Genomic DNA, 5,847 nt, shown 5'->3' on the forward strand with positions numbered 1-5,847 from the left:
TTTAAAAAAACTGGCGGCGACCTACTCTCCCGCTTTCGCAGTACCATCGGCGCTAGAGGGCTTAACTTCTGTGTTCGGAATGGGAACAGGTGAGCCCCTCTGCTAAAACCACCCTAAAGGCTGTTTTGTACAAAAGGATGTACAGTATATTTATATTACTGTATTTTGTATTAATGTACATTGTATTCACGATGATTATAATCGTTAATACTTTTTACAGTTCTACATTTTACAATAATTATCGATAAAAACGTTCACAAAGAGAGAACCTTGTTGTGCAGTTGAGCACTATGCCAATTAGGCAATAAATCTACGGGTAATTAGTACTACTCGGCTATGACATTACTGTCTTTACACCTGTAGCCTATCAACGTCGTCATCTCCAACGACCCTTAAAAGATGTCTCATCTTGAGGCAGGTTTCGCACTTATATGCTTTCAGTGCTTATCCTTTCCAAACGTAGCTACTCAGCGGTGCACCTGGCGGTACAACTGATACACCAGAGGTTTGTTCAAATCGGTCCTCTCGTACTAGATTCAAGCCCTCTCAAACATCTAACGCCCGCAATAGATAGAGACCGAACTGTCTCACGACGTTCTGAACCCAGCTCGCGTGCCACTTTAATGGGCGAACAGCCCAACCCTTGGGACCTTCTCCAGCCCCAGGATGTGACGAGCCGACATCGAGGTGCCGAACCTCCCCGTCGATATGAGCTCTTGGGGGAGACTAGCCTGTTATCCCCGGAGTACCTTTTATCCTATGAGCGATGGCCCTTCCATACGGAACCACCGGATCACTATGTCCTGCTTTCGCACCTGATCGACTTGTAGGTCTCACAGTCAAGCACCCTTATGCCATTACACTCTACGCACGGTTACCAAGCGTGCTGAGGGTACCTTTGAAAGCCTCCGTTACTCTTTTGGAGGCGACCACCCCAGTCAAACTACCCACCACGCAATGTCCTTCTAAAAGAAGTTAGGCTCCAAGTAAGTAAAGGGTGGTATTTCAACGTTGACTCCACAAACACTAGCGTGCCTGCTTCAAAGTCTCCCACCTATCCTACACATTACTTACTCAAAGTCAATACGAAGTTATAGTAAAGGTTCACAGGGTCTTTTCGTCCCATTGCGGGTACTCGGCATCTTCACCGAGACTACAATTTCACAGAGCTCATGGTTGAGACAGTGCCCAGATCGTTACACCATTCGTGCAGGTCGGAACTTACCCGACAAGGAATTTCGCTACCTTAGGACCGTTATAGTTACGGCCGCCGTTTACTGGGGCTTCAGTCAAACGCTTCGCATTGCTGCTAACGCCCTTCCTTAACCTTCCAGCACCGGGCAGGTGTCAGACCCTATACAGCATCTTTCGATTTAGCAGAGTCCTGTGTTTTTGATAAACAGTCGCCTGGGCCTCTTCACTGCGGCCACCATTGCTGATGGCGTCTCTTCTTCCGAAGTTACGAGACTATTTTGCCTAGTTCCTTAACCATGATTCACTCTAGCACCTTAGGATTCTCTCCTCGACTACCTGTGTCGGTTTATGGTACGGGTTGCTTCACTTCGGCTTTTCTTGGAAGCACTTTCCTTACAGCAGCTTCGCCCGAAGGCTAGGCCTTGACTATTCCGTCAGTCTCCAGTAAGTACGGCACTCCGTCCCCTTTTTAGTGTGAGCAAGTTAGGGAATATTAACCCTATGTCCATCCACTACCCCTTTCGGGTTCGCGTTAGGTCCCGACTAACCCTCAGCTGATTAGCATGGCTGAGGAATCCTTAGTCTTTCGGTGAGCGGGTTTCTCGCCCGCTTTATCGTTACTTATGCCTACATTTTCTTTTCTATCCGCTCCACAATACCTCACGATACTGCTTCGGCGCAAATAGAATGCTCCCCTACCAGATGTAATAAATTACAAATCCATAGCTTCGGTAATATGCTTATGCCCGATTATTATCCATGCCGGACCGCTCGACTAGTGAGCTGTTACGCACTCTTTAAATGAATGGCTGCTTCCAAGCCAACATCCTAGCTGTCAATGCAGTCCAACCGCGTTATTTCAACTTAGCATATATTTTGGGACCTTAGCTGTTGGTCTGGGTTCTTTCCCTCTCGGACACGGACCTTAGCACCCGCGCCCTCACTGCTGAGAAACATTTATTAGCATTCGGAGTTTGTCAGGAATTGGTAGGATTTGACTCCCCCGCATCCAATCAGTAGCTCTACCTCTAATAAACTTGTCTCAACGCTGCACCTAAATGCATTTCGGGGAGTACGAGCTATCTCCCAGTTTGATTGGCCTTTCACCCCTACCCACAGGTCATCCGAAGACTTTTCAACGTCAACCGGTTCGGTCCTCCACTTTGTGTTACCAAAGCTTCAACCTGCCCATGGGTAGATCACAAGGTTTCGCGTCTAATCCTACTAACTAAGCGCCCTATTCAGACTCGCTTTCGCTCCGGCTCCGGACCTTAAGTCCTTAACCTCGCTAGTAAAATTAACTCGTAGGCTCATTATGCAAAAGGCACGCCGTCACCCAACTTGTGGGCTCCGACCGCTTGTAGGCGTACGGTTTCAGGTTCTATTTCACCCTTCTATTCGAAGTGCTTTTCACCTTTCCTTCACAGTACTAGTTCACTATCGGTCTTTCAGGAGTATTTAGCCTTGGAGGATGGTCCCCCCATATTCAGACAGGATTTCACGTGTCCCGCCCTACTCATTTATCATCTATGTATGCCTTTCATATACCGGGCTATCACCGTCTATGGCCGTTCTTTCCAGAACGTTCTATTAAACATATAAAGACTTTTGGGCTAATCCGCTTTCGCTCGCCGCTACTTACGGAATCTCTTCGATTTCTTTTCCTCCGGGTACTTAGATGTTTCAGTTCTCCGGGTTTGCTCTCCTTGCGGAGTGACTGGTCTTCAACCAGCCGGGTTGCCCCATTCGGACATCTCGGGATCAATTCGTGTGTGCCAATCCCCCGAGCTTTTCGCAGCTTACCACGTCCTTCTTCGCCTCTGAAAGCCTAGGCATCCGCCATACGCCCTTAACGATTTCTTTCCTAATTATTAATTAGTTCAGTATTTTTTGTCTAGCATTGCTGCTAAACGGTATTTTTATAAACTCAAGTGCTCAATTGCACTCGGTTTTCTCTTTGTGATGTTCTTATCGTTAATGTCAATGATCTTTTATCTTCTTACTCCTTTAATGAACAGATATTGTTTTTGGCTCTATCCGTAACTTTTAAATTAAAGTTGTAAAACAGTAATATATAAGAGAGTCGAACTCTTCACACCTGGTAATATTCTCATTATCATAGTGTCGGACCCAATCGCCCATAAATCTTGTCTTCGTAAATGTATAATCTTCTGTTCTCGCTACATTTCTGTAACTCTTTTTATTACTTTCCAGTAATTGTGGAGAATAAGGGAGTCGAACCCTTGACCTCCTGCGTGCAAGGCAGGCGCTCTAGCCAGCTGAGCTAATTCCCCCTCTAGTGGTTGTTGGTTGTTGGTTATTAGTTGTCGGTTTTCACCATCAACTATCCACTATCAACCATCAACTATAATTAGTAGTCTCGGGCAGGCTCGAACTGCCGACCTCTACATTATCAGTGTAGCGCTCTAACCAGCTGAGCTACGAGACTTTGTTGTTTTTAGTTGTCGGTTGTTAGTTGATGGTTGTCAGCGAACTAACTTCTTATATCTAACCTCTAACTTCTTAAACTAAAAATCTCTAATCCCTGATACTAATCTTTAGGGGTATATTGTTATATAAGCAACCAAAGTAAACCAAAGCTTTTTCAAGTATAAAAAACTTAATTTTGTTTATCGTCTATAAGACGCTCTAAAATGAGATGTTCCAGCCGCACCTTCCGGTACGGCTACCTTGTTACGACTTAGCCCTAGTTACCTGTTTTACCCTAGGCAGCTCCTTTTACGGTCACCGACTTCAGGTACCCCAGACTTCCATGGCTTGACGGGCGGTGTGTACAAGGCCCGGGAACGTATTCACCGCGCCATGGCTGATGCGCGATTACTAGCGATTCCAGCTTCATAGAGTCGAGTTGCAGACTCCAATCCGAACTGAGACCAGCTTTCGAGATTCGCATCCAGTCACCTGGTAGCTGCCCTCTGTACTGGCCATTGTAGCACGTGTGTGGCCCAAGACGTAAGGGCCGTGATGATTTGACGTCATCCCCACCTTCCTCTCTACTTGCGTAGGCAGTCTCACTAGAGTCCTCAACTGAATGTTAGCAACTAGTGACAGGGGTTGCGCTCGTTGCAGGACTTAACCTAACACCTCACGGCACGAGCTGACGACAACCATGCAGCACCTTGAAAAATGTCCGAAGAAGGATCTATTTCTAAATCTGTCATTTCCCATTTAAGTCTTGGTAAGGTTCCTCGCGTATCATCGAATTAAACCACATGCTCCACCGCTTGTGCGGGCCCCCGTCAATTCCTTTGAGTTTCATTCTTGCGAACGTACTCCCCAGGTGGCTAACTTATCACTTTCGCTTAGTCTCTGAACCCGAAAGCCCAAAAACGAGTTAGCATCGTTTACGGCGTGGACTACCAGGGTATCTAATCCTGTTCGCTCCCCACGCTTTCGTCCATCAGCGTCAGTTAAGACTTGGTAACCTGCCTTCGCAATTGGTGTTCTAAGTAATATCTATGCATTTCACCGCTACACTACTTATTCCAGCTACCTCAATCTCACTCAAGACCTGCAGTATCAATGGCAGTTTCATAGTTAAGCTATGAGATTTCACCACTGACTTACAGATCCGCCTACGGACCCTTTAAACCCAATAAATCCGGATAACGCTTGCACCCTCCGTATTACCGCGGCTGCTGGCACGGAGTTAGCCGGTGCTTATTCATACTGTACCTTCAGCTACTTACACGTAAGTAGGTTTATCCCAGTATAAAAGAAGTTTACAACCCATAGGGCCTTAGTCCTTCACGCGGGATGGCTGGATCAGGCTTGCACCCATTGTCCAATATTCCTCACTGCTGCCTCCCGTAGGAGTCTGGTCCGTGTCTCAGTACCAGTGTGGGGGATCACCCTCTCAGGCCCCCTAAAGATCACTGACTTGGTGAGCCGTTACCTCACCAACTATCTAATCTTGCGCGTGCCCATCTCTATCCACCGGAGTTTTCAATATCGAATGATGCCATTCAATATATTATGGGGTATTAATCTTCCTTTCGAAAGGCTATCCCCCAGATAAAGGCAGGTTGCACACGTGTTCCGCACCCGTACGCCGCTCTCTCTGTTCCGAAGAACAAATACCGCTCGGCTTGCATGTGTTAGGCCTCCCGCTAGCGTTCATCCTGAGCCAGGATCAAACTCTCCATTGTATGTTTGTTTGTCCTTATACTCAAACTCAATTTAAAATTGACGCTTTGGTTTTCTTAATTTGGTTGTTATATGTTATGTCAATGAACTGCGTTCTCTTCGCATCCTCAGGATTCTTAATCTGTCATTGTTGACCCTGATTTGCGAGTGCAAAAGTAAAAAGTTTTTTCCAAACTACCAAAACTTTTTTAAAGTTTTTTTTCGTTACTCGAAAAGTGTTTTGATATGTTCTTAATCGTTCTCCTGCGCTTCCCTCTTCTCTCGATTTGGGATTGCAAAAGTAGAAAATATTTTCCAAACTACCAAAACTTTTTTAAGTTTTTTTTTCAACCTCTAAAGGTTAATTTAGTCCGTCATTCCTATCTCCTCCTGCGCTCCCCAATCTCTCGATTTGGGTCTGCAAAAATAGTTTTTCTTTTTTAATCCTACAAGACTTTTCTTTCAAAAATTAATATCGATAATTAAATATCAATTCATATAATCATC

2 tRNA genes and 3 rRNA genes are annotated in these 5,847 nt (G+C 45.6%); all 5 read right to left on the minus strand.

Annotation, left to right across the window (positions count from 1 at the left end):
* Positions 1-8 precede the first annotated feature (8 nt).
* Positions 9-116 (minus strand): 5S ribosomal RNA (rrf, locus tag LUD75_RS19020).
* A gap of 184 nt (positions 117-300) precedes the next feature.
* Positions 301-3,057 (minus strand): 23S ribosomal RNA (locus LUD75_RS19025).
* A gap of 357 nt (positions 3,058-3,414) precedes the next feature.
* Positions 3,415-3,488 (minus strand) — tRNA-Ala (locus tag LUD75_RS19030).
* Positions 3,489-3,569: 81 nt separating this feature from the next.
* Positions 3,570-3,643 (minus strand) — tRNA-Ile (locus tag LUD75_RS19035).
* 203 nt (positions 3,644-3,846) lie between these two features.
* Positions 3,847-5,363: ribosomal RNA gene (locus LUD75_RS19040) — 16S ribosomal RNA — on the minus strand.
* The 16S, 23S and 5S rRNA genes sit together here with 2 tRNA genes alongside, the layout of an rRNA operon.
* Positions 5,364-5,847: the final 484 nt, after the last annotated feature.

Source organism: Epilithonimonas sp. JDS, from assembly GCF_021261315.1.
Classification (GTDB): domain Bacteria; phylum Bacteroidota; class Bacteroidia; order Flavobacteriales; family Weeksellaceae; genus Epilithonimonas.